At 54.1% G+C, this 25,623-nt stretch carries 17 protein-coding genes; 14 read left to right on the top strand and 3 right to left on the bottom strand.

Annotated elements, in window-relative coordinates:
• The first annotated feature begins 38 nt into the window (after positions 1-38).
• From BOC67_RS00090 to BOC67_RS00125, 8 genes are read left to right on the top strand one after another with little or no spacing between them, the layout of a single operon-like run.
• A complete protein-coding gene (locus BOC67_RS00090; RefSeq protein ID WP_291906046.1) occupies positions 39-3,215 on the top strand; it encodes a SusC/RagA family TonB-linked outer membrane protein in 3,177 nt (1,058 codons plus the stop codon).
• Between the two features lie 38 nt (positions 3,216-3,253).
• Positions 3,254-4,765 carry a RagB/SusD family nutrient uptake outer membrane protein gene (locus BOC67_RS00095; protein WP_291906047.1) on the top strand — a complete coding sequence of 504 codons (1,512 nt, stop codon included), beginning with the start codon at positions 3,254-3,256 and terminating at the stop codon, positions 4,763-4,765.
• 18 nt (positions 4,766-4,783) lie between these two features.
• On the top strand, positions 4,784-5,491 hold the full coding sequence (locus tag BOC67_RS00100; RefSeq protein WP_291906050.1) for a fasciclin domain-containing protein: 708 nt from the start codon (positions 4,784-4,786) through the stop codon (positions 5,489-5,491).
• Between the two features lie 20 nt (positions 5,492-5,511).
• A complete protein-coding gene (locus BOC67_RS00105) occupies positions 5,512-7,152 on the top strand; it encodes a DUF5008 domain-containing protein (RefSeq protein WP_291906052.1) in 1,641 nt (546 codons plus the stop codon).
• Positions 7,153-7,182: 30 nt separating this feature from the next.
• The gene (locus BOC67_RS00110; protein WP_291906053.1) at positions 7,183-8,931 is read left to right on the top strand and encodes a LamG-like jellyroll fold domain-containing protein; all 1,749 of its coding nucleotides are present in this window, start codon (positions 7,183-7,185) and stop codon (positions 8,929-8,931) included.
• A 29-nt stretch (positions 8,932-8,960) separates the two neighbouring features.
• Positions 8,961-10,430, top strand: a complete 1,470-nt coding sequence (locus tag BOC67_RS00115; RefSeq protein ID WP_291906054.1) for a M60 family metallopeptidase — start codon at positions 8,961-8,963, stop codon at positions 10,428-10,430.
• A gap of 35 nt (positions 10,431-10,465) precedes the next feature.
• The gene (locus BOC67_RS00120; protein ID WP_291906056.1) at positions 10,466-12,142 is read left to right on the top strand and encodes an alkaline phosphatase family protein; all 1,677 of its coding nucleotides are present in this window, start codon (positions 10,466-10,468) and stop codon (positions 12,140-12,142) included.
• A gap of 31 nt (positions 12,143-12,173) precedes the next feature.
• Positions 12,174-13,907 carry an alkaline phosphatase family protein gene (locus BOC67_RS00125; RefSeq protein ID WP_291906058.1) on the top strand — a complete coding sequence of 578 codons (1,734 nt, stop codon included), beginning with the start codon at positions 12,174-12,176 and terminating at the stop codon, positions 13,905-13,907.
• A 195-nt stretch (positions 13,908-14,102) separates the two neighbouring features.
• Here BOC67_RS00125 and BOC67_RS00130 read toward each other — a convergent pair whose 3' ends face one another.
• On the bottom strand, positions 14,103-15,056 hold the full coding sequence (locus BOC67_RS00130) for an alpha/beta hydrolase (RefSeq protein ID WP_291906059.1): 954 nt from the start codon (positions 15,054-15,056) through the stop codon (positions 14,103-14,105).
• 185 nt (positions 15,057-15,241) lie between these two features.
• Positions 15,242-16,294, bottom strand: a complete 1,053-nt coding sequence (rsgA, locus tag BOC67_RS00135; protein WP_291906060.1) for a ribosome small subunit-dependent GTPase A — start codon at positions 16,292-16,294, stop codon at positions 15,242-15,244.
• 398 nt (positions 16,295-16,692) lie between these two features.
• Between rsgA and BOC67_RS00140 the strand changes: the two genes are divergently transcribed.
• Entirely contained in the window at positions 16,693-17,844 is a 1,152-nt protein-coding gene (locus tag BOC67_RS00140) for an aldose epimerase family protein (RefSeq protein WP_291906062.1), read from the top strand.
• A 107-nt stretch (positions 17,845-17,951) separates the two neighbouring features.
• Here BOC67_RS00140 and BOC67_RS00145 read toward each other — a convergent pair whose 3' ends face one another.
• Entirely contained in the window at positions 17,952-18,572 is a 621-nt protein-coding gene (locus BOC67_RS00145; protein ID WP_291906063.1) for a DUF4159 domain-containing protein, read from the bottom strand.
• A gap of 163 nt (positions 18,573-18,735) precedes the next feature.
• Between BOC67_RS00145 and BOC67_RS00150 the strand changes: the two genes are divergently transcribed.
• From BOC67_RS00150 to BOC67_RS00170, 5 genes are read left to right on the top strand one after another with little or no spacing between them, the layout of a single operon-like run.
• A complete protein-coding gene (locus tag BOC67_RS00150; protein WP_291906065.1) occupies positions 18,736-19,737 on the top strand; it encodes a MoxR family ATPase in 1,002 nt (333 codons plus the stop codon).
• Positions 19,738-19,741: 4 nt separating this feature from the next.
• A complete protein-coding gene (locus tag BOC67_RS00155) occupies positions 19,742-20,629 on the top strand; it encodes a DUF58 domain-containing protein (RefSeq protein WP_291906067.1) in 888 nt (295 codons plus the stop codon).
• 1 nt (position 20,630) lies between these two features.
• A complete protein-coding gene (locus BOC67_RS00160; RefSeq protein ID WP_291906069.1) occupies positions 20,631-22,025 on the top strand; it encodes a BatA domain-containing protein in 1,395 nt (464 codons plus the stop codon).
• Complete coding sequence (locus tag BOC67_RS00165) at positions 22,006-24,108, top strand: DUF4175 family protein (protein WP_291906071.1); 2,103 nt, start codon at positions 22,006-22,008, stop codon at positions 24,106-24,108. Before BOC67_RS00160 ends, BOC67_RS00165 begins: the two co-directional genes overlap by 20 nt.
• Entirely contained in the window at positions 24,105-25,490 is a 1,386-nt protein-coding gene (locus tag BOC67_RS00170) for a hypothetical protein (protein WP_291906073.1), read from the top strand. Before BOC67_RS00165 ends, BOC67_RS00170 begins: the two co-directional genes overlap by 4 nt.
• Positions 25,491-25,623: the final 133 nt, after the last annotated feature.

A 25,623-nucleotide genomic window follows, 5' to 3' on the forward strand; every position in this document is an offset into this window, starting at 1 on the left:
ACTGAACTAAAATTATCAATGCTAAAAATCAAACCTTAATGTATAAGTCTGCAATTATACCAGGGAAGATAAAACAACTCTTAACGGTACTGGCTTTACTCTGGAGCGTTTGCGCAGCAGCGCAGACCAACATGGTAACCGTACGGGGGATTGTTTATGAAAAGGGCGCCAATACAGGCATTCCGGGCGTGCCTATCCTCGTGGGTAAACCGCCTAAAGGGGTAGGTACCACCAACGGGGATGGTAGCTTTGCCATCAACGTACCGGAAGGCGCGGAATTAACCTTTCAATCCATGGGTTACAATCCCATCAAAGTGAAAGCGAAAGCAGGGGAGTTAATGCGTATATACCTCCTCGTTAAAGAAAATAAACTGAATGAACAGGTGGTGATCGGTTACCAGCGCAAGTCAAGGGAAACCGTTACTGGTTCCACCGTGCTGATCTCCGGTAAGGAACTGCAAAATGCCCCGGTAGCCAACGTAATGGAGCTCCTCCAGGGTAAAGTGGCCGGTCTGAACATCCAGAACAATACCGGCGCGCCGGGATACGCAGGTACCATCCAGATGCGTGGTCTGAGTACCATGACCATCAGCGGCTCCGGCGATAATGCCTTCCTGACGCCTACCTCGCCACTGTTCGTGATTGACGGGGTGCCGGTAGACCCTAACACCAACTTCGAATACGGCTTTAACCAGGCAGGCCCTGGCCTGAACCCGCTCTCCCTCATCCCGCAGGAAGATATCGAAAGCATCCAGATCCTCAAAGATGCGCAGGCCACCGCCTTGTACGGCTCCCGCGGCGCTTACGGGGTAATGATCATCAATACAAAGAGAGGTAAATCCAAAGTGCCGATCGTATCCTATACCGGCAACTTCTTCGTGAGCATCCCGCCTACCTTACGCAAGGTGATCGGCGGTAACGAAGAACGCCGCATGCGCATCAACCAGATACTAAACTATACGGATACGCTGGCCTGGGCAAAAGAGCTGATCAACGGCACACCGTTCCTGGCCGACTCCCTGAACCCTTATTACAATAACTCTACCGACTGGCAGGGGCTGTTCTACAAATACACCTATAACACCACGCATAACATGAGTGTGTCCGGTGGGGACGACCGCTTTAACTACAAGGTGAACCTCGGTTACTACAAGGAAAGCGGTATCCTGAAAAACACGGATTTCAACCGCTACAACATGAACACCAACATGCAGTACCGGCCGACCAACCGCCTGAAGGTATATGCTTCCATCCAGGCGGCCCTGGGGCAGAACAGTAAGGGTAGCGGTAATGGTATCACCCAGTCGGACGTAGGTAAGGCAGGCAACCAATCTTCCCTGCTGCCGGCGCCGGCGTTCTATTCCGCCTCCGCCAATGCGGTAGCCGCCCTTCGTAATGATAACATCAACAAAACGGCGAACATACTCAGCAGCGTGGATATCGACTATGAAATACTGACCGGCTTACACGCTACCACCAACTTCAGCTACAACTATACCGGCGAAACGGAAGATAACTTCATCCCCGCAGCCATCAATAATAACCTGGACGAGGTGACCGCCTACAATGGCCGCCGCCACACGCTGTACAGCCGCAGCGGTTTGAACTACTTCAAAACCATCAACGAAAAGCATAACCTGAGTTTCTACTTCTTCAACGAGTTGAGAAAATCCGGCTCCCAGGCCAGTAAGCTGCGCCTGCGCGGTACCGCCAGCGATGAGCTGAAAGGCCCGCTGGGCTCCTCCTCCGGGTTCAGCAGCGGCGGCGTGCTGGACAATGCTACAGACGAGCGGGACATGGGCCTGGCCGGTAGCGCCACCTACAGCTTCATGAATAAATACATCCTTGATGTATCTTTCAGAAGGGACGCCTCTTCCAAGCTGGGTCGTAAAACGCCGTTCTCTAACAACCCATCCTTCGGTTTTAAATGGAATATCAACCGCGAAAATTATTTCAAGGATAAAACCTGGCTGGACTATGCGGACATCCGCCTCACCTGGGGCCGCAACGTAGTGCCGCAGGGTAATATCTTCTATGCATACGGTACCTACGATGACCGCAACGGCGGCCGCTATAACGATAAGCCCATGAGTGGTATCGATTACGGCCTGCTGCCCAACAACCACCTGCGCGCCCTCTCTACCACGCAGTATAACACCGGTATCGACATCGGCCTGTGGAATGGTAAGTTCAACGTCATGCTGGATGCTTACCTGAAGTACGTGGACAACAGCCTTATTAAAGTAACCCTGCCTAACACCAGCGGTTTCAAGGAAACCTGGAGCGACGATGCAGGCCTGATGGACGTAGGTTTTGAGTGGGATTTCACCTACCGCCCGCTGCCCAAAACGAGCAAGCTGCAATGGACCATCGGGTTTAACGGCGCTATCAACAAGGATTACGTGCGTTACCTCCCTAACGGAGCAAGAGAAATGCTGGAATACGATAGCACCAACCGCCAGAGCATCCTGCGCCGCGTAGGCCGCAATACCTTCACCAACGTATTGCTCAATACCCGCGGAGCATATCCGACCATGGCAGATGTACAGGTAGATCCGGCCACCGGCCGCCCCATCATGGTCATGAACTACGCCGGTACCGCTATGATGCTGGGCCGCCCCGGTGATCCTATCTGGACGGACCTGAACGGCGATTACATCATCAATGAACTGGATTACATCTATGCCGGTAACAGCCAGCCGCTGATCACCGGTGGTCTGACCTCTTACCTCACCTACGGGCCATGGTCTATGAACGTTACCGCCAGCTATACCGCCATCAGGTCTATCCTCAACAACGCCGTGCAATACCGCTTTGAAGGATATTCCAACCCTACCAATACCAAGGTAGCGCTGGTGCCGCTGGACGATTACAACTACTGGAGTAAAAACGGTGATATCGCCAAGTACCCGAATCCGTTCGACTATGTGCGCCAGGGCCAGGTACGCCCATACCGTGTGGATCAGACGCTGTTTGAAGAAGATGGTTCCTATTTCAAAATACAAACCATCACGCTGTCTTACACCATCCCGCGCGACAGAACTATCCGTTGGGGAGTAACTTCCTGCCGGTCTTATGTAACCGTTACGAATCCGTTCATCTTCTCCAAATACAGCGGGCCAAACCCCGAAGCAGTATCTGCGCTGGGCCGCGACCAGAAAGATGGCTACCCGGTTCGTAAAACAGTGACCGTGGGTCTTAACGTACAGTTCTAATCTTAACCTTAACGAATCAAGCAATAAAACCCAGATATATGAAGCGTTTAATAATCGGGATAGGAATGGCAGTATTGCTCTGCGCCAGCCAGTCGGGCTGTAAAAAATTCCTGGACGCGGAAAGCCCTGTAAAGGAATCCGGTGCTAGTTTCTGGAAAACGAGAGATGACGTAGAGCGTTTCACCAATAACCTTTACGGGGAGATAGCAGATATATTGCTGAACAACTCCTTTTTCCTCGCAGCGGAATTCCGCTGCGGCGTGTACCGGCAAACGGCGAAGTCGGTAAGCACCTGGAAAACCAGGTACTACTACGATTACCTCGTGTACAACGATATGCGCTCTTTAAATGTGCATGATTACTGGAATGGTTTCTTTCATTTCGATGATATCCGCAAATGGGCGCCTTACTTCAAGGTAATCCAGGCAGCCGGCATCCTGCAGGACCGCGTAATGGACATCTCCACCTCCGAACTGTCGGATGAGGATAAACGCCGTTACCGCGCCGAAGGCGTATGGGTGCGCTGCTTCCTCTACTTTATCATGGTGCGTTTATACGGGGACGTGCCTTATTACAACGAGCCTTACTTCGATAAAATCATCGGCCGTACCAAATTTGTAGACGTACTCAACTCCTGCATCGCTGACCTGGCTTCCGTAAAGGACGACCTGCCCTGGGCATATACCAATACCAAAATGAAAGCCGTGCGCCCTACCCGCGGCGCCGCGCTGGACCTGATGATGCACATGAACATGTGGAACGCAGGTTTCGACGAAGCCAACAAGGATAAATACTACCAGGCCACAGTAGACCTGGGCAAGGAGCTGCTGGAAAAAAACAACGGCGCTTACCGCCTGCTCACCATCTCTGAGTTCAAAACATTATTCAGAGGCGGTAGCGAAGAAGGTCTGTTCGAGTTCACCCAAAACGTGAACTACGGAGAAGTACGCGGCCTCGGTTACCAGTACCTGAACGATAACGTGCTGGAACATGGCGCCGGTAGCGGTTACGCTTACGTAGCGCCGGTGGCGGCATTTATGAAGAAGATGTACCCGCTGGGTATTGCGGATAAGCGCAGGGACGTATGGTTTGATGTCAATACCATGTACACCAACGGCAACCTCGTGGAGTTCCGCAAGTTTGCCGCCAACGCCGGCAGTAACATCGCATTCGACGGTAACCTGATATTTTTCCGTTTGTCTGACGCCATACTCCTGGCGGCGGAAGCAAACGCCGAACTGGGCAGCGCCCACGAGGCAGAGGCCATCCGCCTCATGAACCTCGTAAGGGCAAGGGCCGAAACGCCGCTCTACGTTGGCGCTGGCGGGGAGGCCCTGAAAGATGCCATCTTCTGGGAACGCGCGAAGGAACTGATGGGCGAAGGACATGCCTACTACGACCTGGTACGCACCCACCGCATCCTTAACTCCGAATACTGCAGCGCCCCGATCAGCCAGTCCGCATTCCTCCGTGGCGCATGGACCTGGCCTATCGATGAAAGCGCGCTCGATAATAACCCGTTAATGACACTCAACGAATACTGGCGTTAAACCTTAAAGCAGATGAAAATGAAAAAACAATTCTTCTCTATCGTGATCGGTCTGGCAACAGTAGTCATGCTGTTGAGTGCCTGCAAAAAGGATTATTACCAGGATACCGGTCTGGCAAAGGGCAAGTATGATGGCACCATTATGCAGTACCTGGAAGCCCGCAACGACTACTTTACCAAACTCGTGAAAGTGATCAAGCTGGCGAAGCTGGAAGATGTGCTGGGCAAGGAACAGCTGACCTTCTTTGCGCCAAACGACATGTCCATCGACAGTACCATCCACGAAACCAACCTCCTCCTGTATCAAACCGGCAAGGATACCATCAAAACGCTGGAACAGGTGCCGGCGCAGGTATGGCGGGAAATGCTGGGGAAATATATTTTCCGCGGAAAGTATATGCTCAATGATTTTCCCCAGGTGGACTGGGCGTTTTTCAGCACCTACCCGGGCGTGTACATGAAATCCTACGATGATGTGATCATGCATATCGGCGTGGTGTACAACGATGAAGGCTCGGCCAAATACGTAGGCTACAGGCAGCTGTTTATTTCCTATGCGCCAACGCCGGCGCAGTCAGGTATGTTCATCAGGTCGGCCGTATCGTCCGTGAATATTGAACCTACGAACGGGGTAGTACATGCGCTGGCTACCGCTACGCACGACTTTGGATTTTCGGTGATTGATTTTTACAACCGCTGCCTCTTTTATGGTTACACCGGTAAGTAGTCACCTTTCAAATTGCTAACATGACAGTATCACTGAAAAATAAAATAATGTGCATCACACTGGCGGCCGGCCTGGTAGCAGGTTGCCAGAAGGATAATGACAAATTCTTTCCGGATCCATATGCCGGCGGAAAGCCGCAGCTGGGCGTAAAGTTCAGCGAAGCGCTGCCTTCCCCTTCCTCCGGCGCGGCGGGTGAAAAAGTCACCTACAGCGTAAGAGGCTTGCTGGCTTATAAGGATTCCATCCACTTTTTCCAGAATGGGGAAGAAGCCGCTATCAGCAGCGTCACAGATTCCACCCTCACGGTGGTCGTGCCGGCACAAGCCAGCACCGGTACCGGCTGGGTAACCATCGGCGCGCAGGTATTCCCCGCGCCGCTGTTCCGCGTACGCGGTAAAGCCCGGCTGGATAATACGTTCAAGTCCGGCAGCGGTACCGATGGACTCATCTACCAGATTATTCCTACTTCCGACAACCGCTACCTGCTGACAGGCAGCTTCAGGCTGTATAACAGTAACGGACAAGGGAACTGGCTCAATGGTATCGCCAAAATTGAAAAACACGGCCAGTATGTAACGGATATGAGTACGGACTCCGCAGCGGGCCGTAATGGCCGTATCCATTCCGCCGCCGAACTGGAAGACGGTCGCTTCATCGTAGCGGGCGCCTTCAGCACCTACGGCTACAAAAAAGGCCTCTTCAATTTTGCCCGAGTAAACATCTCCGGAAAAATTGATACCACCGTACAAACCGTGATCCCGGAAGAATACAACTACGATCCGGACGCAGGTTTGCCTGATATGACGGAGGCGCTCTCAAAGGACACCGTTTCCGCTTTCAACGGCGGTTCCAGCTCCGCGCCAACGAAGATATTCGCACGCAATGGCCGGGTAATCGCTTTCGGCTCTTTGGGATTGTATCAGCAGATCTTTTATAAATCCAGTACCCGCAATGCCAAGGTAACAGACCGGCGGGTAGTACACTCCGTGATGGCCATGGACCTGGATGGCAACCTCGATTCCACTTATCACTACGACCTCGCCAACCACGAAGGTATGCCGGGAGCGGATGGATACCTGGCCGATGCCATCCTGATGTACGACGGGAAGCTCGTTATGGTAGGCAAGTTCCCCCGCTTCGATGGGGTGACCGCAGGCAACATTGCACGCCTGGACGCCAACGGCCGGGTGGACAATACTTTCAAAGCCGGATCAGGCGCCAATGGGGATGTGTTTTCCATCACCTTTAACAAGACCACCCGCAAGTTCCTCATCACGGGCAACTTCACCAGCTATAACGGGCAGCCCTGCCATGGCCTGATGTTGCTGAATGAAGATGGCTCGCCGGTAACAAACTTCCAGACGGATGTATTCCTCAACGGGTACGCCACTTACGCCATGCAGCTCAAAAACGGGATGATCGTGGTAACCGGCGGCTTTGAGAAATATGGTACCCGCATCAGAAGGGGAATGGTAATACTCAATGCGGACGGCTCCTATGCAGCGGCCTATAACAATACCGGCGACTTAAACGGCGCCGTGTATGGCATGCTGGAAACGACTTCCGCAGAGGGCGAAACCGCCGTCCTGATTTACGGGTATATTCCATCGTTCGACAATACGAACGTGGGCAATATCTTCCGACTGGTACTGGCTAAATAATTATCTGTAACACCACAATCTTTCAATCATATGAAAAAGATCATTTCATTGCTGGGAATGGCCGCTATCATCATCACGGTTTCCTGTAACAAGGATAAATCCGATATGCTGTCCGGCACAGATTACAAAAATGATCCTGCACTGAATACCGGGGAGCGGAAAGTACTGTTTGTTGTGCTGGATGGAGTAAGAGGCAATACCGTCCGTTCCCTGCAGCCAACCGTGCTTTGGGGTATGCGCGACAGCGCCGTGTACACCTGGGCAGGCGTGTCCGACGCTTCCGGTACCAACGGCGCCAACTGGGCGGCCATGCTCACAGGCGTGCTGCCTGCCAAAAATGGCGTCACCGGGGACGACCTCACCAAGGCTAACCTGACCGACTATCCGGTATTTACCAAACGCCTCAAGGATGCCGGCATCATCCAGGCCAGCGCCGCCTTCTGCGCTTCGGCGGATTTAAGCCAGCAGCTGATCGGCAACAACATGGACGTCAACAAAGTACTGCCTACCGACGACGAGGTAACCGCCAGCGTGGTGGCTGAACTGGGAAAAGAAGAAACAGACGTCATCTTTGCAGAATACAACGATGTGGACGAAGCAGGCAAACAATTCGGTTATGATGAATCCGTGCCGGAATATGTTGCCGCCATCCGGAAAGCGGATGAACAGGTGGGCCAGTTACTCACCGCCCTCCGTGCCCGTAAGAACTATAAAAAGGAAGACTGGCTGGTAATCGTAACCTCCAACAAAGGCGGTAAATGGACCGTGCCGCCTGCGGAAGATGATGGTACCGTTTTCAGCGTGCCGGAATACAACAGCTTCACCTTCTTCTACAACCCGCGTTTTGTGGCCGCGCCAATTGCCAGGCCGGAAAAAATCCGCGTGGCCTATGAAGGCAAAGCCGTACGCATGACGGGCGATCCTAAGACCAACGGCGCATACAACCGCGCGGAGCTCAACGATGCGGGCGCATTCAATATCACTACCCGCGCCATGACCTTCGAGTGTAAGATCAAAATCGTGAAGAATGCTTCCGGTAACTACAACTACACTTACCCGCCCTTCTTCGGAAAGGTGAACGCCAGAACGGGCAATACCGCCGGCTGGGCGTTTTTCCGCAACGGTAACAGCTTCTCCTTCTATACGGCGGATGGTACCACCAAATCCGAACTTACGCCGGCTGAAACCTTCCCGGATGGCAACTGGCATGCGCTTACCGGCGTGGTACAGCCAAGCGGCACTTCTTTAAATACCTATTTTTATATAGATGGTAAATTGTTGAAAACAGGCTCTATTGCGAATGCTAAATTCGCCAGCATGACCTCTACGGCAAATACCATCATCGGACCTTTCCCGGAAGTATTTACCACCAACTGGTTAAATGCCTACATCACGGACGTGCGTATCTGGAATACCGCCCTGCCTGAACAGGTAATCAAATCCTGGGCGGAAAGGACCGTGGTGAATAAATCGCATCCCTACTATGCGAACCTGATCGGTTACTGGACCTGTACAGATGGTAGCGGCAAACAGTTCGTAGATCAATCTCCTTTTAAACGCAACTACAACCTCGTGGGCAACTACACCTGGGATGAATTTGCCGATCCGAGCGGGTACCTCTACCCGGTGATCCCCAACTTCGACCGCTATGTGCCTAACCCGGTGGATATCCCGATGGTGATCTACAACTGGATGAAACAGCCGGTGAGCCTGGACTGGAAGCTGGATGGCAAAACCTGGCCGGCTACCTACCGCGATTTCCCGGTGATCAACCAGTAATGTTCTTTTATCAACTAAACTAATCGTACATGAAATCATTCAACATAAAACCGCTGGCGGGCATACTGGTGATGGGAACGCTCCTGGTGGCCTGTACAAAGGAATACAACTTTGAAAACGGGTATGATAAGCCGTTGAAAGAGGACACTACCGGCATCGGCAGCATCGATACCAGCATGTCCCGGATCGACAGCAGCGGCTTCCCGGATGCCCGTAAATTCCCCGGCCTGGTGTCTGTAGTGGAGCCCCGGCTGATGAACGCATCCGTCACCATCGACCTGAATTATAAACTGGTATCGCCGCAGCTGCGTATCGCTTCGCCTCCGGGCAACTGGTTCAGCACCGGCTTCTACGCCGGCCCGGGCGAACTGGTGAAAATAGTAGTGCCGCAGGGCACCGAAGGGATGACCGTACAGGTAGGCGCCCATACGGACAATATCAACGGTAAAATGCCACAACTGCGTGCAGGCGTGATCGTTACCCGCAAGACAGTACTCCCTGGCGTGAACTATATCCGTAATATCTACGGCGGCCCCATCTACCTCATACCTACAGGGCCCGCGCCTAAAAAAGTGACCGTTACATTCAGTAATGTTTGTAAGTCGCCCGATTTTATTTTGGGAGAAACAACCGATGCCGATTGGAAAGAAGCCGTCCGCAAATCACAGGTACCGGTGGTGGAACTCCGAGGCAAACGTTTCATCATCACCATGTACCGGAAAGTGCTGCTGGGATTGCTGAATACTTTTAACGCAGAAGCAGTGATGAAGAAATGGGATGACGTCATCGAAAAAGATTATAATGAATGGTATGGACTGTCCGACAATCCTGCCGACCCTATTGATCAGGCGCCCGGTACACCGCACCGGTTTGTGCTGGATATACAGATTTCCCTGGGTAGCGGCCATAGCGGGTATCCTTGTATGGCTTACCTGGACTGGCATGCGGACTTCCTGGATACCGCGATGATCAGTCGCGGCGCCAGCTGGGGCCCTTGCCACGAAATCGGCCACAACTACCAGATGATCAACACCTGGAGCTGGGGCGGCGCCGATGCCCTCACGGAAACATCCAACAACCTGTTCGTATTTAAAATTGCGAACCGTTTTGGCGGCAAACCACCGCGCATTTACGATGCTGAGCAAAACTTCGTACAGCCGGCGCTCGACTTCGCTAAAAAAGACAGCACCGGCAAAACTTTCGTAACGGTAACGGATGTATTTCAGCGCCTGATCCCTTTTGTACAACTCTTCCAGAAATATGGCTACGGCATGATGGGCTACATCTGCCGGGAAGCGCGCCATACCGAGCGTGAGATCTACATCGATGTGGTGAAGAAGGACTTCTTTTACGTCAATGCCAGCAAGTACGCGAAAAAGGACCTCTATCCGTTTTTCCGTTACTGGGGCATTAACCCTTCGCCGACGGCCAGGGCAGAGGTATTGGCCCTGGGGCTCCCGCTGCTGACGGAACAGATATGGCTAAACGATATCCGCTAGCCCTGCATGTTTAACATCTCCCTAAAAAACAAAAAATGAAAAAACTGACATACATACTCGGGTGCGCCGCTACCGTAGCCATGCTGGCAGCCGCCTGCTCCAAAATAGCAGAGGTACCGAGCGATACGGCCGATAAACCAAAATTTACCGACAAAAGTAAAGTGCTGGTCATCGTGGTAGACGGCCTCGCCGGCAAACAGCTGAAAGCCGTTGCGCCGCCGGTTATCACCCAAATGCTGGCGCACAGCACCTACAGCTACGATACCAAAGCGGATACCGTTACCACGGATGGCGCTTCCCTGGCCACGCTCTACACGGGCGTGCCTTACGCCAAAAACGAGATACGCGACAGCTCTCTCACGGCCAGGTCCACCAGCGGCGCGCGTTACGCGCCTTTCCTCAGCCTCATCAAAAAAACGGGCAAGCGGGAACTGAAATCTGTTTCAGTGACTGCCTGGGAAGCGGTCAACAAAACCCTGCTGGCTGATGCCGCGGTAAAAGTAACCACCCCGGACAATGATAAAGCAGTACTGGATACCGCCGTTAACCGCCTGAAAAAAGACAGCGTGGACCTGATGTTCGTGCAGTTCAACGGCATCAACAAAGCAGGTAAGCAATACGGCTACTACAGCTACGTGCCGGAATATGCCGCCGCCATCAAGCAGGTGGACGCTTACATCGGCGAGCTGCTCAATGCCATTAACAGCCGCCCGGATTACCAGAACGAAAACTGGCTGGTGATCGTGCAATCCACCCACGGCGGCCAGGATAAATCCTACGGGTCAGACAGTGATGCGGAAATGAACAGCTTCTCCCTCTACTATTGCCCTGACCTGTTCCGCTACCAGATTGATCAGCCGCAAACCATTCCGGCAAGTATCAAATTCAACGAGCAGAATGAAAAAACGGTGAATGCCGTGTTGAACGATGCGTCCATGTACAACTTCGGCGCGCCGTCTTCCGCCAACCAGTTCACCGTGGAATGTAAAGTGAAAACGCCGAAAGGTAGCAATCCTACCTATCCTGGCTTCTTATCCAAACGCGCCAGCTTCGCCGTAGGCCAGGCCGGGTGGACCTTCTTCCAGGAAGGCAGCTACTGGCAGGTGAACCTTTCCGGTACCGGCGCTACCAAAAACCTGCAGGCAAAAGGCGCAGATATCAATGATGGCAACTGGCATCACCTGACCTGTGTGTTTGCCACGAAAGCAAACAACGTAAGGGTTTGTTCTACCTATACCGATGGAAAATACAACAACTCCGTAACGGTGACCGAGTTTGGAAACCTCAACAGTACCGCGCCCCTGACGCTGGGCTTCATACCAGGTTCCATCAATACCCCGGTGACCATCTACATGTCCGATATCCGCATCTGGAACGATACGCTGCCTGCCGCTACCATCGCGGCGTTCAGCTGTACCAACGTGCTGGATCAGCATCCCTACCTCTCTAAATTAATCGGCTGGTGGCCGATGAATGAGCGCAAAGGAGCCCTGATCAGGAATGTGGCGCCTTCCGCTATCGGAAAGGATTTCAAAGTAAACGGCACTTTTACCTGGGAAGCAATAAACTATGTGTTGCCCTGCTCCGGCAATGCGGATAAACAAAATCCGCCCAACAACACGGACCTGTGCTACCAGATTGCGTACTGGCTGAACCTGGAACTCAATCCCGACTGGGAAATCGGAGGTCGCCTCTGGCTCAAATTCTTTTAACGGATTGTTTCATTCCTAACGAATGTATCTTATGCAGAAATTATTTTCAAACTATATCAAATGCGGACTGGCAGGCGTGTTTGCAGCCATGATCGGAATGACGGCCTGCACGCGGGAAACGGTAGACCCGGTTCGTTATAACACCGATACCACGGACCAGCTGATCGGTAGTCCAACCCTCAAAGAAAGAAAGGTGCTGCTCATCGGCATCGATGGCGCCATTGCCCGCCTGGTCGATGCCTACAAGCCGCCTGTAATCGCAGGCCTGCTGCCGAAAAGCGTGTACACCTTCTCCGGTATGAACGATACCATCAATACCACCGGCTCCACCTGGACCTCGCTGATGACGGGCTTCCCCGTGCAGTCGCATAAGGTGGTGGACAGTACCCTGATCCCTCGCTCCGTGGAAGGCAGCCACGACCCGATTAAATACTACAATACTTTCCTTTACTACATCAAGGAAGATAATAACCGCGCCAAAATCACCAGCATTTCCCAATGGGCGGACCTCAACTACTTCACCATGAACGTGGCGGACCGCATCGTGAACGTAGACCCTGCCAAAGGCGATAAAGGCGTGGCGGACGAAGCGGTAAAAGAGCTGTCTGCCGCCGATCCTGACCTGGTGATCGTGAACTTTAACGGCCCTGCCGTTGCCGGCAAAAAAAGCGGTTTCACCGATAACCCGGATTACCGCCAGTCCATCATGGACGTGGACGCCCGCATCGGCGAAGTAATCAAAGCCTTACAGGCCCGCAAGGACAGCGCTAAAGAGGAATGGCTGGTGGTAATTCAGAATACCACCGGCGGATTCCAGAACAGGATAGGAGGGGCTTCCCACTTTGAAAGGGATAACATGACCATCTACTACAGCCCGATCATTACGCCCGGCCGTGTGGACGGTTCCGCGTATCACGCTGCCGGCATACGCTATACCGGTGGCGCCGGCAACTACATCCGTGCGGAAAACAATGACGGCGGCCTCTATAACCTCAGCGATAAGGAAATGACCATCGAAGCCAAAGTGCGTTTCAATAAAGGGCCGCGTGGTAACTATACCTATAGCTATCCGCCATTCCTGAGCAAGATCGACTCCCTGGATGGCGCCATTGCCGGCTGGGGCTTCTACAGGGATGGTACCAGCATCGCCTTCGCCTACCAGGATGGCAAAAATGCCAACGAGGTAAGACCGGGCGTAGGCATCAGCGATGGCAACTGGCATACGATCACGGCTACACTGAAACATACCTACGACGCCACTAACGGGCACACCTATACGGCCAGCGCTTTCCTGGACGGTACGGCGAAAGCTACCACCACCATCAAAAAGGGCGAGGCGAAAATAGAATCCCTGGCGCCGCTGGTAATCGGCTACCGCCCTGTTATCTACAACGATAACAATGAAATCGATATGTACATGACCTACCTGCATATCTACAACACCGTACTGCCGGATGCCGCTATCCTGGCGAATGCCAAGGCTTTCGATGTGGACCCCGCCAGCCCGTATGCCGCTAACCTGATCGGCAACTGGGTGGGCGATGAAGAATCCGGCAACATCCTTTACGACAGAAGCAGCAGCAAAAAGAACTTTACCATCACCGGCAAATACCGCTGGGATGCGTTAAACCTCATGCTGGGTACGACGGTAGCGCCAAACAACCTGGATGTGGCGGCGAGTATCCTGGACTGGATCGGTATTACCCTGCCGGCCACCACTAAACCGCCGGGAACAAGCTGGTTGAAGGTGATAGGCGCCAAGTAGGGAATTGATGCAATGATAGAATTAAAACCTTCAGGGAGCGGCGTAAATACGCTCTCTGAAGGTTTTTTTATACGGTAAGGAAAGCGGGCTGGCAATACCTTATTAGGCGCCGTTCACAATCTGCGCGGTTACTTATCGCTTTATTGAACGCCCCGGTATGGATGCATCGGGAAGTATATATCAAAAAGTAAAGCATTATCTCAGGTAGGAATAACCTTTGGCTGGAGCCGCTGTTTTCCAGCTTTCTTCTTTAATCCATGGTATGCAAGCATCTATCCACTGGATAGACGCCGTCCGGTTGTTGATGCCAAACCCGTGACCGCCGTGGGTGTACACAAAAAATTTGACCGGCACCCGTTGTTGCTGCAGCGCCGCTACAAAACAGAGGCTGTTGCCAACCTTTACCACATCGTCGTCCACGGCATGTACAATGAAGGTGGGCGGTGTAGTGGCGGTTACCTGTTGCTCATTGGAGTACGTGGCAATTTTTTCAGGGGTGATATCCGGGCCGATTAAATTCTGACGGGATAGTTCATGGGTAAGACTGTCTGTAAAACTGATCACAGGGTACACCAGCACCATGAAATCCGGCCGCATGCTCGTATTGTTGGGATTTTCAATGTAGGTGTTGGTAAAATGCGTACCTGCGGTAGATACCAGGTGTCCTCCGGCAGAAAATCCCATAATACCCACCTGGTCCGCTTTAATAGCATATTGTTTGGCATGTTTCCTTACATACTGAATGGCACGTTGTAAGTCCTGAACAGGGCCAATTTCCTTATTGACCATCATGTCGGCCCGCGGTACCCGGTAGTGCAGCAGGAAGGCGGTAATGCCTGCATCGGCCAGCTTTTCCGCAGCGGGTATGCCCTCCACGCGGTCGGCCACATTCCGGTAGGAACCGCCGGAACAAACGATGACGGCGATGCCAGTGGCTTTTCCTGGTGGCGGCGTATAGACGGTGAGGGTAGGCATGATCGTTTTGGGTCGCAGGATAACCGTATCTGCATTGGTCAGCCAGCTCTTGCCCCGCAAAGTATCCGGGCCGGTATTGCCGGCAATGGCATTGGGCACTTTACCGTTTTCATAGAGCGGGAGAGGGCTTTGCGCTATCGTGGTTAACCCCGGCATGAATAGGACAGCCATCATTAACAGCCTGGTTTTGAGGAGCATGGTCTGATTGCGTTAAAGTGAATAATGTTTGTGCAGCAGAAAGGGTTCCGGAGAATTATCTTCCCCGGAACAATATTAATTTAAAATCAAAATAAAATTACCTTCCTGAAATGTTTCACTGCTTGTATAACATTTGCATAACAAACGAAAGCTCCATTTCCTCAATACCCTTTCCGCCGTTTCGCTTCCTCCACCAACTTCGAAAATGACCGCTCCCATTTGCGCTTCTCATGTTCCGATGCGGAAAAATGCCATGCTTCCCGCCGCAGTTTCAAATAACTCTCATATACACGGCGGTCCAGCCGGCCTTCCTGAACGGCGGCAATCACCGCGCAGCCGGCCTCGTTGATATGCTGGCAATCCCTGAACCGGCAGCCATCGGCGTAATCGGAGATTTCCAGCGCCTCCGCCAGCGAATCCGGCTGGTCCAGGGCCAGGCCAAATTCCCGCACGCCCGGCGTGTCGATAAGGATACCGCCGTTTTTCATCAATACCATTTCCCGGCGGGTAGAGGTATGTTTTCCCTTTCCGGTGGATTGGCTGATGGCGGAAGTCAGCAATACCGAATGTTCACAAAGGGCGTTTACCAGGGAGCTTTTGCCCACGCCGGAGGAGCCCACAAATACCACCGTTTCCCCCGCGCCGATATATTCCTTCAAAGGCTGCAGGGTGGCCGGCTGGTGGATGCTCGTAAAGAACACGGGCATCTGCCGGGAAAGGTGCGTAATCGACGCCAGGATGCCCTCCCGGTCAAATTCCAGGTCGGCCTTATTGAGTACCAGCACTGGCTGGATCCGCGCTTCCAGGATCTGGACCATAAAGCGTTCCGCCCGGCGGATGTTAAAATTGTCGTCCAGGCTTTGCACAATAAAGGCTTTGTCCACGTACGACGCAATGGCCTGCCTGTCCGCCACCGTGCCGTTCTTTTTGCGGTACAGCGCACGTTCGCGGGGCAGTATGTCCAGGATAATCCCTTTATCCTCGTCAAACGGCTGGAAAATCACCCAGTCGCCCGTGCAGGGAAGTTCCATATCCGCTTTGCTATACAACAGGTTGCCGGACAGTTCGCATTGCACCAGCCCTTCGGCGGCAATAACGTCATAACGGGTCCGGTGTACAACGGATACGCGGCCGTGTGGCAATGTATGGAAGGAAGATGCTTGTTTAAGTTGCTGTAACGGTTCATTCCAACCGTAGTTATTTAATTGGATCATTGTTTTGTAATTAAAAGGCGGACCTGGCGCATAGCCGCAATGGTATTGCGCATGGCAATGCCAGGTGTTTACCGTTTGAAAACTATTATTGAATAGGAAATATGCTCCGCAGGATTACCGGGAGCAGGCGAGGAACAACCTGGACAGAGCGGCCAGGTTGCTTACAAAACAATATCCGATATGGATGAGTTAAATAACATGCACTATTTTTAGCGTTGACAAAGGTAAATAATTTTTTTGGGGGGAGAAAATTTAGCCCTGCGCCGCCATACTGCCCCGGCCGGGCCTGCATAACAACTGTTTAACAGCCGGATCACGACAGTGCTGTTTGCATTTCAAACATTAATCACGATATTTAGAAATTGTTATTCTTACACTTATTAACCAGAAAATACGTTATGAAACTGACTTACAAACCCTTATGCACCCTTTTCGTGGCAGGTACCGTACTGGCGGCCTGTAATAACAATACATCCGGCAGCAAGGAAGAAAAAGCTAAACAAGATACTATGGCATTAACACAACAGGCACGTCCATTTGGCACATCCGACGGGCAGGAGGTTTTGCAATACACCCTCCGCAATGCCAATGGCATGGAAGTAAAAATTCTCAATTATGGTGGTACGGTTACGGATATCATCACACCGGATAAGCAGGGCACTCCCGGCAACGTAGTACTGTCATACGATTCCCTGGCAGGCTACCAGCAAAAAGGCCAGCCTTACTTCGGGGCGCTGATCGGCCGCTATGCCAACCGCATCGCCAACGCGAAATTTACCCTCGACGGGAAGGAGTACACCCTCGCGGCTAACGACCACGGCAACACGCTGCACGGTGGCCTCAAGGGATTCGATAAAGTGGTGTGGACCGGCGTCCAGCAGGGGGACAGCGCTTTACAGCTGACCTATAACAGCAAGGACGGGGAAGAAGGCTACCCGGGCAACCTCACCGCTACCGTGGTGTACACCCTGACGCCGGATAATGCGCTCCGCATCGATTATAAGGCTACTACCGATAAGCCTACCCCGGTAAACCTTACCAATCACGCTTATTTTAACCTCTCCGCCGGGAAAGACAGCACCATCCTGAACCATGTGCTGTCCCTCAAGGCATCCAAATTCACCCCGGTGAATGATAAGCTGATCCCCACCGGCAAACTGGCGGATGTGAAAGGCACGCCGATGGACTTCACGGCGCCTAAAAAAGTAGGAAAAGATATCGCGGCAGTGAAAGGCGGCTTCGATCATAACTGGGTACTGGATAAGAAGGCGGGCGAGCTGGAAACAATCGCTACCCTTTACGATCCTGCTTCCGGCAGGTATATGGAAGTGGCTACCACCGAACCGGGTATCCAGTTCTATTCCGGCAACTTCCTGGACGGCGCCTTACAATACACCGCCCAGGGCAGGAAGTACCCGCAACATGCAGCCCTCTGCCTGGAAGCGCAGCACTTTCCAAACTCTCCGAACGAGCCATCCTTCCCGAACGTAATCCTGAAACCAGGTGAAACCTATACCCAAACAACCATCTATAAGTTTGGCGTAAAATAAAAATAAGCCTGGCCTAAATATTAAAACAATTAACGGGCCACCGGCCCGTTAATTGTTTATAAAAAATCCTTTGCTCCCTTACGCCCCTTTGCGAGAAACCATCCGCCTCACTGCAACGCATACACGATAATATTCACACCGAACTTCGTATTATCCTCCGCTAAAAAGCGCTTATTCCTGAAATCATAATCCCACTCGCACCCGTAATCCTTATTACTGTACAACACCCCGATCCGGCCGTTTACCGTAATGGCTTTCAGGTATTCATGTATCAGGTCGTCGCCCCAGCCGTTTAGCTCAAAGGAAGTATTGGGAGGCCCGCTTTCAAAGGTGAAGAAACTGCGGTATATCGCGTGGCTATTCGGTATTTTCTGCAAGGCCGCCGGCCCGAACAAGCTCGCCATCTGCTTTTCAAACGAGCGGGCAAACAGCCCGTCAATATCATGGTTGCAATCATCCACAAACACAAACCCGCCGTTCTGCACGTACTGCTTAAAGTTGGCCGCCTCCTGCTTGTCGAACTGCACGAGCTTATGGCCGCTCAGGTAGCAGAAGGGGTATTGAAACAATTCCGGGCTGCCCAGGTCAATCACTTTTTCCTGCATGGCCACGGGGATGGTCGTATATTCAATCAGGGAGTTGAGGATATTGGAGGGCATGCGCTGGTCCGTATCCCAGTCGCCCGATTTATACCGTAACCTTACAAATGTGAATGTATTTCCCTCCATATGAACATTAAGCTGCGTAATAATACAAAATGCAATTTTTGTGGCAGAAAAAAATTATCGCCACGGGATAACGGTTCATTTTCTTGATGACCGGTTATTAATTTAAACCTATTGTTACTACATTAGTACCTACACACAACCATTTTCTTCGCTAAACGATGGTATGATGCTTAATGAGAATATGTTGCAACAACTGCTGCAAAAGCTGCCTGTACTCCGCCAGGAAATAAAGAAGGTGATAGTCGGACAGGAAACCGTGCTGGACGAAGTGCTGGTGGCCATGCTCGCCGGCGGCCACTGCTTGCTGGAAGGGGTGCCCGGGCTCGCCAAAACCCTGCTGGTACGCACGCTGGCGCAGGCGCTGGACCTGCCTTTCCGCCGCATACAGTTCACGCCGGACCTCATGCCCACCGATATCATTGGTACGGAAGTGCTGGAAGAAGATCATGCCACCGGCAAGCGCTTCTTTAAATTCAATAAAGGCCCGCTCTTCGCCAACATCATCCTGGCAGATGAGATCAACCGCACGCCGCCCAAAACGCAGTCCGCCCTGCTGGAAGCCATGCAGGAATTTGAAGTGACCTACGCCGGGCAAACCTATCCGCTGGACAGGCCCTTCTTTATTCTCGCCACGCAAAACCCCATCGAGCAATCCGGCACCTACCCGCTGCCGGAAGCGCAGCTGGACCGCTTCCTGCTCTATATCCGCATCGGCTATCCGGGGGAACAGGAGGAAACGGCCATCCTTGCCGGCACCACCGGTACCGCTAAAGCCAATATACAACCGGTGCTGAACGCCGCTGAAATTATCCAGCTGCAACAGCTCGTCCGGGAAGTGGCCATCGATGCGGAACTGATAGGCTATGTGAGCCGGCTCGTACGCGCTACCCGCCCGCTCACCACCACCGTGGAACCAGTCAGAGAGCTGGTACGCTGGGGCGCCGGACCCCGCGCCGGCCAGGCCCTGATCCTTACGGCCAAAGCCTATGCGCTGCTCCATGGCCGCTTCGCCGTCAACATGGACGACATCCGCACCATGGCCCTGCCCGTGCTGCGCCACCGCGTGCTGATGAGCTTTAAAGCGGAGGCCGAAGGCGTCCAGCCCGATGACGTGACCAACCTCTTACTGAAAAATATTACCAGAACCGCTACCAGCATCGCCTGATACCATGAGCACACTCCTTTCACCCGCTACCATCCTTGTCATCAGGGACCTGCAACTGGCTGCCAGAACAGTGGTGGACGGATTCCTGACGGGTATGCATGCCAGCAGGATGAAGGGGGTAGGGCTGGAATTCAGCCAGTACCGCAGCTATCAGCCCAGCGATGACCTGCGGTGGCTCGACTGGAAGATGTACGCGCGGTCCGACCGGTACTACGTGCGCCAGTCTGAAATCGAAACCAGTATTGACATACAGCTGATCCTTGATGCAAGCAATTCCATGCTGCATACGGAAGATGGCATCTCCAAAATTGACTACGCCCGCTACCTGGCGGCTTCCCTCGGCTACCTCTCGCACCTGCAGGGGGACGCTACTGGCCTCGCCGCCGTCAGCGAGGGCCAAATCACTACGCTGGCGGCCCGCCGCGAAGCCCGGCACATGGCCCGCTTCTATTACCAGTTGGAGCAGCTCCGCGCCGGAGGCCGGCTGCCGGAGGACGCCAATATCAGCGCCTTTACTACGGGGCCGCATAAACGAAGATTGATCGTGTTTATCACCGACTTCTATGAACGCCACCTCGAAATAATGCGGCTGCTGGATGCCTTTGCCGCCATGGGGCACGAGGTGATCGCCTTCCACCTGGCAGGGCAACAGGAGCAGTCCGCCCGCTTTGCCGGCTACCAGGCCGTGGAAGACCTGGAAACAGGAGAGGTGCTGCCACTGGATGGCAGTGTGGATACGGCCCGCTATGCGCAGGCATGGCAGGCGTTTACCGGCCAAATCAGCCGCCGCCTGCTGGAAAAGAATATTCATTACCGGATGCTGGATTTGCAGGCGCCTATGGATATGGCGCTGCGCGACTTCCTCCGTCATTACCATAAAATCCGCCGATAACTTGCTGCAACTGCTTCAACCCATATGGATGTTTCTGAGCGCCGCCGCCATTGTGCCGTTGCTGATACACCTGTGGAACCGCAAGCCGGGTAAAATCCTGAAAGTGGGCAGCATCCAGCTGTTGAAAACGGCCACGGTGAGGCATGCACGAAGCCTGCGTATTGCCGACTGGCTGCTGCTACTGCTCCGCTGCCTGCTCATCCTCCTGCTGGCCGTACTGCTGGCCAAACCCGTATGGCAACGCAACATCGCCCGGGAACACCGGGGCTGGATTATTTTGGAAGACGGAGCCTACCCGCATTTCCAAACCGAAATTGATTCGCTCCTGGCATCCGGCTGCCAGCTCCGCCGCTTCGATGCCGCCTTTACGCGCATTCAGGTCAAGCACCTACCCACGGGAGATACCACCACCACGGCCTACTGGCAACTGCTCAAAACGCTGGAAGCACAGCTGCCGCCCGACTTCCCGCTGTACGTCTACAGCGGCAACCAGCAGCGCCGCTTCTACGGCCGCCGCCCTGCACTGCGGCTCAACCTCCATTGGAAAGTATATACCAGCGCAGATACCCTGCATAACTGGCAGGCCTATACGTACCCGCTGGCCAGCGGGGAGGAAATGGTGCTGACGGGGCGCTCCTCTGCATCCGGCACTTACTATACCCGGCAGGCTACGCCTGCCGCAGGCGGGGAACCGCTGCGCATCTGCGTGTACACGGATCAGTATAAGCAGGATGCGGCCGCGCTCATCTACGCCCTGCAAACCGTTCAACAATACACCGGGCGAAAAATGACGATCGCAACAACGAAACCTGCCGGCGAACAGTACGATTGGATCTGCTGGCTGTCCGATGCGGAAGCGCCGGCGCCCGCGCACGGCAAACTGCTGAAATACGCTGTCGGCAAGGCATTGCCAACGAATGCCAATGCAGCTACAGTGAATATTTTAAAGTACATACCCGCTGCCACAGGAGATAGCGTGGCGCTCTACGATAGCTACCATCATCCAATCGTTACTTATAATGGTAACGTATATACGCTGTACACGCACATCAATACTGCCTGGTGCAGCCTGCCGGATGACGGCCTGTTTCCGTTACTACTGCTGAAAACGCTGCTGCCCGTGCCGCCTGCGGGCATACATGATATGCGGGCGGTGGATGCGCAGCAGCTGCTGGCTGCCAACGGCGCAGCGGCGGGCACACCGGCGCCAGGGCACTCCGGCGCAAAGCGCAATGACCGCCAGCGCACCGCAGCACCGCAGCGCCGTAACCTCCCCAACGATACGACCGACCTGCAAACACTTTGCTGGATGATCCTTTTCCTGCTGTTTGCAGTGGAGAGATACCTCGCTTTAAAAACACCTAAAACACATGACTATGGTAAAGCGGGGATATGACATATTAACGGCCTGGCGCAAACGCTGGATCATCCTGCGTATAGCCGCCATCGTTATACAGGCGATGGCCGTTGCCTTAACCGGCTGCGCCCTCTGGGGCAAGCCGGGCGCTTTGGCCGGCATAGCTTACCTGCTGGTGTTCCTCGTCAATTTCCTGCGCCGGCTGCCGGATAAATCAGAAATGGCTACCTGGCTGAACCAACAGTTCCCCGAGCTGGAAGACAGTGCCGGCTTGTTTCTGAAGGACTCCGCGGAGCTGAACCTGCTGGAATCCCTACAGGTACAAAAGATTTCCGCGAGGCTGGCCCTCCTGAATCCGCCCCTCTCTTTTTATAAACCCGTCTGGAACAGCCTCGTGATGTGGCTGCTGGCCGGCGGGCTCAGTTACATCATCTACTCCAGGGAAACCATCGCCCGCCCTGAAAAAGCGACCGTGAAGCCGCAGGCGGAAAAGCCCATACCCGGCGTAAAACGTACAACCATTACCGTTACACCGCCGGCTTATACGGGGAAGCACGTACGAAGCCAGCACAACTTCAACCTCCTGGTGGAAGACAGTGCCGAGGTGCAGTGGCGGATTGACGCCAAAACGCCCGCCCGCAGCGTAAGCCTCCTGTTTAGCGACAGCACGGTGCTGCGGCTGCAGCCCTCGGCTGACAGCGCGTCCTGGACAGGGGCAAAGCATATCCTCCATCCGGGATTCTACCAGGTGCAGCTGGATACGCTGCTCTCCGGCTATTACCAGTTGCAGGTGATCCCGGACCATCCGCCGCTGGTAAAGGTGAGCAGTCCGCAGCCGAATACCAGTATCGATTTTGGCCGCCCGCCGCTGGTGCGCATACAGGCCAGCCTGACGGACGACTATGCCATCAAAAATGCCCGCATCGCCGCCACCATCGCCAGCGGCAGCGGGGAAGGCGTAAAGTTCCGCGAAGCGCAGTTCAACTTTGACCAGTCGCTGGCAGGCCGCCCTGCGGCCATAACCGCCACCAAATCGCTCAACCTGGCCAGCCTCGGCATGAAGCCCGGGGATGAAATATATTTGCATATAGCCGTTACCGATAGTCGCAACCAGCAAACGCTTTCCGATGTATTCATCGTAACCCTGCCGGATACGGCGGCGCTGTTCAGCATGGACGGGATGGCCACGGCCCTCAACATCAAGCCGGAGTACTTCCGCAGCCAGCGCCAGATCATCATCGAAACGGAGGCGCTGATCCGGGATAAGGACAGCCTCGGCGTGGCGAAGTTCAACAGTCGCAGCAACGAGCTGGGTACGGATCAAAAGCTGCTGCGGCTGCGCTACGGCAAATTTTTGGGAGAGGAGTCGGAAACCTATGGCAGCGACAGCCACGAAGCAGGGCATGACCATGATGATCACGGCGATGACCATGGCCATGAGCCCCCCGATAAAACGGCCTTCGGCGATGCGCAGCAGATCATGGACCAGTTTGCCCATAAGCACGACAACGCGGAAGACGCCACCTTCTTTGATCCTGAAATCAAAAAACAACTGAAAGCTACTTTAACGGAAATGTGGAAGGCGGAGCTGCAACTGCGATTGTACAAGCCGCAGGAAGCCTTGCCGTACGAGTATAAGGCATTGCGCCTCCTGAAGGACCTGCAACAAAAGTCCCGTGCCTTTGTGGCCAAAACGGGTACCAAAACCACGCCCCTGAAGCCGGAGAAGCGCCTCAGCGGGGAGCAGGATAAGATCAACCCCGCCATCATGAAGCAGGCGTTTGATTACAACGATCCCGATGCGGCGATAAGGGCGGCTTTGTCCTTATTGGATAATCATAGGGGGGCGCCTCCGGCAGATGCCAATGCCGCAGCGCTTATGCGCAGCGCCCTCGGGAAGCTGACCACGGCTGCCGCACGCGAACCCGGCAAATACCTGGGCGCTATGGAGGCGTTGCACCGGATTACGCAGGGGACAGCGGCCGCGGGGGACTATACCACTGCCCGGCAGGGATTGTTCCACCTGCTGGCGCCCAGAAGCCTCCCGCAGCCCGGCGTACGCCCGCACGGGAAACTGGAAGAGGCCTATTTCAAAAACCTTAAAAAAGCCGGTAGCCGATGATACAGCAATGGACCTACCTCGTTGTGGCGGCCGGCGCCATCTTGCTGGCCTTCCTGCTCTGGCAGGAGTACCGGCGTGCGGATAAGCGCCGCCTGTTAGCGCGGCTGCTGGCCACGGCTGTAGCAGTGGCCAGCCTGGTAGCCTTAGGCATTCACCGCCAAAAAGCGACGCCGCCATCTCCCGGCAATAAAAGTGATACAGGCCGGCTAAAGCCGGCGCCGGGGTTTGTAAGTGCATACTGGGAGAAGACGTTGCCGTACCTGGCGCCGTTACAGGTTAAGGGGCGGTATCACAATACAACGGGCACGACTATACGCTTGTACCTTACTTATGCCGGCCTCCGCCTGGATAGCCAGGCTATACCTGCCCGCCAGGATACGACCGTTGCCCTGCAAACCCAGCCGCCCTTCCTGGGGACAGGCGTGCTGCAGCTGCTGGCTGTGCGCGGCGGCGATACCGTCGTATATCCGGTACCGGTAGAGGTGATGCCGGAAAAACGTATAGCCGTATTGTTTATAGCGGGCAGCCCGGGCTTTGAAAACCGCTTCCTGGCGGACTGGTTGGCGGCACGGGGCATGCCGGTAGCCATGCGCAGCCGCATTGCCGGCACGCAGTACGCCACAAGGTTTAATAATATGGACCCGCTGCCCCTGCATACCGTTACGCCGCAATTGCTGGAAAAGTTTGATGTAGTACTGGCGGACCCCGGCGCGCTCACCGCTACGGAAAAAAGCTGCCTGCTGGCGGCCATCCGGAATAACGATAAAGGCCTGGCCTACCTGGCGGACAGTGCGCATACCCTGCCGGCAGGCAGCGGGGTGGAAGTGTTGCTGAAAGACAGTACCGGCAAGCCTGCGGTAACGATTACCCGGCAGGGAATGGGCCGGCAGCTGCAGCTGGGCAATAGCAATACGTTTGCCTGGAAGCTGATGGGCGACACTACCCAATACGGACGTTACTGGGCAACGGTACTTAGCGCGGCCGCTGGTAACGCCGGCACAATGCGGAGCATCCAATGGAGCCCTGACTTTGCCACTACCCATGATGCCGTAAATCTCTCCCTAAAAAATACCGGAAACCTGCCAGACAGCTTCCTGGTGGCTGGTACCGTACGCCTGCCCCTGGCGCAGGATGCCCTGGCAGACGATCATTATACCGCCAACTGGTGGCCGGCGGACAGCGGCTGGCATACCCTCCGCTGGGGTACGGAAACTTTTCATGCCTATGTATTCGGGCCCGGGGAATGGGCGGAATTAAGGCCCGCCGCGCCGGCGGACATGCCTCAAACCAGCCGGCAGCAAGGGGAAGAGCGGTTGGTGTGGTACTGGATACTGCCATTGCTGGCGGCCTGTATTTTTTTGTGGATCGAAAAGAAATTGTGACCAGCGGTTATAAATTAAACGAAAAAAAAATTAGCTTAGGCTTCCGATAAGAATAGCATGGTTTTGTAGTTATGAGAAAAAAGCACCCGGGCGTGCCGTGTGCCTTATGTACAAGCCTGTCGACCAACAAATC

Source organism: Chitinophaga sp. CB10 (assembly GCA_001870995.2).
Taxonomy (GTDB): domain Bacteria; phylum Bacteroidota; class Bacteroidia; order Chitinophagales; family Chitinophagaceae; genus Chitinophaga.

Coding starts and splice junctions, on each gene's coding strand:
- BOC67_RS00125 (WP_291906058.1), top strand. CDS start 12,174: ATGCAGAAATTATTTTCAAACTATATCAAATGCGGACTGGCAGGCGTG.
- BOC67_RS00115 (WP_291906054.1), top strand. CDS start 8,961: ATGAAATCATTCAACATAAAACCGCTGGCGGGCATACTGGTGATGGGA.
- BOC67_RS00095 (WP_291906047.1), top strand. CDS start 3,254: ATGAAGCGTTTAATAATCGGGATAGGAATGGCAGTATTGCTCTGCGCC.
- BOC67_RS00100 (WP_291906050.1), top strand. CDS start 4,784: ATGAAAAAACAATTCTTCTCTATCGTGATCGGTCTGGCAACAGTAGTC.
- BOC67_RS00130 (WP_291906059.1), bottom strand. CDS start 15,056: ATGATGGCTGTCCTATTCATGCCGGGGTTAACCACGATAGCGCAAAGC.
- BOC67_RS00145 (WP_291906063.1), bottom strand. CDS start 18,572: ATGGAGGGAAATACATTCACATTTGTAAGGTTACGGTATAAATCGGGC.
- BOC67_RS00155 (WP_291906067.1), top strand. CDS start 19,742: ATGAGCACACTCCTTTCACCCGCTACCATCCTTGTCATCAGGGACCTG.
- BOC67_RS00110 (WP_291906053.1), top strand. CDS start 7,183: ATGAAAAAGATCATTTCATTGCTGGGAATGGCCGCTATCATCATCACG.
- BOC67_RS00170 (WP_291906073.1), top strand. CDS start 24,105: ATGATACAGCAATGGACCTACCTCGTTGTGGCGGCCGGCGCCATCTTG.
- BOC67_RS00105 (WP_291906052.1), top strand. CDS start 5,512: ATGACAGTATCACTGAAAAATAAAATAATGTGCATCACACTGGCGGCC.
- BOC67_RS00140 (WP_291906062.1), top strand. CDS start 16,693: ATGAAACTGACTTACAAACCCTTATGCACCCTTTTCGTGGCAGGTACC.
- BOC67_RS00120 (WP_291906056.1), top strand. CDS start 10,466: ATGAAAAAACTGACATACATACTCGGGTGCGCCGCTACCGTAGCCATG.
- BOC67_RS00150 (WP_291906065.1), top strand. CDS start 18,736: ATGATGCTTAATGAGAATATGTTGCAACAACTGCTGCAAAAGCTGCCT.
- BOC67_RS00165 (WP_291906071.1), top strand. CDS start 22,006: ATGGTAAAGCGGGGATATGACATATTAACGGCCTGGCGCAAACGCTGG.
- BOC67_RS00090 (WP_291906046.1), top strand. CDS start 39: ATGTATAAGTCTGCAATTATACCAGGGAAGATAAAACAACTCTTAACG.
- rsgA (WP_291906060.1), bottom strand. CDS start 16,294: ATGATCCAATTAAATAACTACGGTTGGAATGAACCGTTACAGCAACTT.